Genomic DNA, 3,427 nt, shown 5'->3' with positions numbered 1-3,427 from the left:
GTAGGCGTTGCTGATGCGGATGTCATTATTGAGGCGGTTGTTGAAAATACTCAAATTAAGCAGGCACTTTTGAAAATATTGAACAAGAGGCAAAAAATGAGTGCCATTTTAGCGACAAATACTTCATCGATTCCCCTGGATGAAATTGCGAAAAATATGAAAAAACCAGAACGCCTGGTCGGGATTCACTTCTTTAATCCTGTTGCAAAAATGAAATTGATTGAAATTGTTCATTCTGAAAAAACAGCAGGTCAATCGATTCAAGCAGCGAAAGCATTTGCGAAAAAACTCGATCGCATTGCCGTTGAAGTCAAGTCTAAGCCTGGTTTTTTAGTCAATCGCATTTTATTGCCTTATTTGTTAGAAAGTGTGCAGTTATTTGAAGAAGGGGTGAGCCGCGAGGATATAGACGAAGCGGCCCTTTCTTTTGGCATGCCGATGGGTCCTGTCACTCTTGCTGACCAAGTGGGGTTAGATGTGTGCTTATCTGTGGCGAAGACGCTGTGTGAGGCTTATGGTGGTGATGTGCCAGAGATGCTAAAAGAGAAGGTTGAGCAAGGTTATTTAGGAGTGAAGTCAAAGCGTGGTTTCTATGAATATCGAGAGGGCAAGCCTGTTAAAAGCAAGACTTCAAAAGAGCTTCCCGTAGATATTCAAGATCGCTTAATGATGCGCTTATTGAATGAGTCTGTTGCTTGTTGGGATGAGAAAATTGTCGCAGACAGTGATGTGCTGGATTTAGGCATGGTCTTTGGGACTGGCTTTGCGCCATTTCGTGGGGGGCCGGCAAGTTATGCTGAACAATTAGGACATCAGGCGCTGCATACACTCGAGCGTTTGACGAAGCGTTATGGTGCTCGTTTTGAAGCTCATCCAGGTTGGCAACGGTTTTTAAATCAGCAGGAGGCAAGTAATGAATTTAATGAGAAAAAATGACAAGCGTTTTCGTTTGCTAGAGTCGGCGCGTGAGTTGATTCACACTCAGGGGTTTAGTAAAACGACATTGGCAGATATCGCCCAACATGCCGATGTGCCATTAGGGAATGTGTATTATTATTATAAAACCAAAGAAATGTTGGCATTGGCCGTGATTGAACGCTTTAGTAAGAACTTAAAATACCACTTACAAGGGCTAAATGATTTAGAAAGTTCGGTGCAACGCTTAAACTCTTTGTTGATTGAAGTTGAAGAACAAGCGACAACCATCGCTCAGTCCGGTCATTTTCTTAACAGTTTAAGTTTAGAGTTTAGCCGTGAGCAAGGGGTTTTAGGGGAGGCGACTCGCGCACTGTTTCGCCAGTTATTGTCTTGGATTGAGCAACAATTTATTCAGCTTGTTGGTATGGAGCGAGCAGCAGAGTTTTCGCAAAAATACATGAGTCAGTTACAAGGTGCGTCTTTATTAACACAGGCTTTAGCTGATACACGTATTCTAGAAAAGCAATTATTAGACCTTAAGCGTTGGGTAGAAAGTCTCGCGCATTAGCTAGGTTTTGAACTTCACTGCAAAACTGATATTCTTGCCAATAAGATAATGTGATGTGAGTGAAGTAATGACAGATAATCATATGTATAAAGTGGTCTTTATTAACCAGGGGGCCACGTATGAAGTTTATGCAAAACAAGTGAGTCAGAGTCATATGCTCGGCTTTATCGAAGTTGAGGAATACCTATTCGAACGCTCTTCCATTTTAGTTGATCCTGCAGAAGAGAAGCTCCAAGCTGAGTTTGCGGATGTTAAACGTAGCTATATCCCTGTTGGTGCGGTGATTCGTATCGATGAAGTTGAAAAGAAAGGGACAGTGAAAATTCATGAGCATACTGATAGTAAAGCAGGGAATAACGTGACTTCATTCCCAAATAATTTTTATGGTCGTGGACCGGATCAAAAATAAAGAACTGATAGGATATTTTCAATGTTAGGCCCGTTACTCGTCGGAATTGAAGGTTTAGAATTGACTCGAGAAGAGCGGCAGTTATTAGCCCACCCGTTGATTGGTGGAGTGATTTTGTTTGCGCGTAATTACAGTGATCCTGAACAACTTGTGCGGCTAACTGCGGAAGTTAAGGTGATTAAAGAGCCGCGCTTAATGATTGCTGTAGATCAAGAAGGTGGGCGTGTTCAACGTTTTAAAAAAGGGTTTTCAGCCATTGCCGCGATGGCGCGTTTGGGCGAGCATTATCAAAAGGATGCAGCAGCTGCTTTGCTTGAAGCGATAGATGTCGGTTGGTTACTCGCGAGTGAGCTTTTAAGCTGTGGGGTCGACTTTAGCTTTACACCGGTGTTGGATTTACGCGATGATGCAAGCCAAGTGATTGGCCAGCGTGCTTTTTCTAATCGGCCAGACATTGTTGCTGCACTTGGGAAAAACTTAATGCAAGGTATGCAGCGGGCCGGGATGGTCGCTGCGGTGGGCAAGCATTATCCTGGGCATGGTGGTGTTATTGAAGATTCTCATATTACTTTACCCATTGATAAGCGTTCATTTAGTGAGATTTGGCAAAAAGATTTGATCCCATTTCAAAAAATGATTAAAGCTGGACTTGCTGGTGTGATGGCCTCTCATGTGGTTTATAGTCAAATCGATGAGGCAAGTGCAGGTTATTCTCAGTATTGGCTGAATGTCATTTTGCGCCAGCAATTGGGGTTCAAAGGGTTAGTGTTTTCAGATGATCTAGGTATGGGGGCAGCCTTTCACCAAGGGGATGCAGTGGCAAGAGTGCGCTCAGCCTTGCAGGCTGGGTGTGATATGGCCTTATTATGTAATGAGCGTGAAGATGTTTTATCTGTGATCAACACTCTTAGCGTAACAACAGACTTAACCGCCAAAATTCAGAATTTTTATGGTCACTCCTCTTTTGGCACCCTTGCTGATTTACAGCAGGATGCCCAATACCAGCAAACTCTTAAGCACGTACAGGCTGCTCAATTATGCACAACGTAATCGACTATTTCTTAAACGACAATCAAGGTCTAACTTCATTGGGTATTGTCGTTGTTACTCTTGTTGCTCTATTTGTAATAGACCGTATTTATGTGGTCGTTATGAATACGTTATTAAATAAAGCATCAAAAACTAAAAATGTTTGGGATGACTTTGTTATTTTTGCAATCAAATCGCCGGTGCGTGTATTGGCTTGGTATTGCGTGTTTATTTATCTACTCGCTTTCACGCCAGCGTGGCTGCAAAGTTACTTAAATCCAAAGTGGGTCTCGATTGCACGAGAAATCGGTATTGTCGTTGCCCTAGTTTGGGCAATTTTACGTTTTATTCGCCGTGCTGAAGCCTATGGCATAGATCATTGGACGACTTTTCGAGGGGGGCAGCGTCTGGATAAAGCTTCGATTCGGGCGATTGCTAAGTTTAGTCGTATCCTGATTATTATTTTGGGTGTGATCATGATTTTGCAAGTCATGGACATTCCT

General features: G+C 42.7%; 4 protein-coding genes and 1 pseudogene. All 5 read left to right on the top strand.

What is annotated here, in order from left to right:
* The coding region (locus BGC07_RS01985) for a 3-hydroxyacyl-CoA dehydrogenase family protein (protein ID WP_235602840.1) at positions 1–936 on the top strand (936 nt) is incomplete at its 5' end.
* Complete coding sequence (locus BGC07_RS01980) at positions 914–1,486, top strand: TetR/AcrR family transcriptional regulator (RefSeq protein WP_069311754.1); 573 nt, start codon at positions 914–916, stop codon at positions 1,484–1,486. The genes BGC07_RS01985 and BGC07_RS01980, both read left to right, overlap by 23 nt.
* A 67-nt stretch (positions 1,487–1,553) precedes the next feature.
* Positions 1,554–1,895, top strand: a complete 342-nt coding sequence (locus BGC07_RS01975) for a DUF1820 family protein (RefSeq protein WP_069311753.1) — start codon at positions 1,554–1,556, stop codon at positions 1,893–1,895.
* A gap of 21 nt (positions 1,896–1,916) precedes the next feature.
* Entirely contained in the window at positions 1,917–2,945 is a 1,029-nt protein-coding gene (gene nagZ / locus BGC07_RS01970) for a beta-N-acetylhexosaminidase (RefSeq protein WP_069311752.1), read from the top strand.
* Positions 2,933–3,427, top strand: a pseudogene (locus BGC07_RS21480) (mechanosensitive ion channel family protein); the annotation flags it as partial. The gene nagZ and the pseudogene BGC07_RS21480, both read left to right, overlap by 13 nt.

This window comes from Piscirickettsia litoralis, assembly GCF_001720395.1.
Taxonomy (GTDB): Bacteria; Pseudomonadota; Gammaproteobacteria; order Piscirickettsiales; family Piscirickettsiaceae; genus Piscirickettsia; species Piscirickettsia litoralis.
Note: the sequence above shows the minus strand (reverse complement) of the source record. Positions and strands in the feature narration are given on the sequence as shown.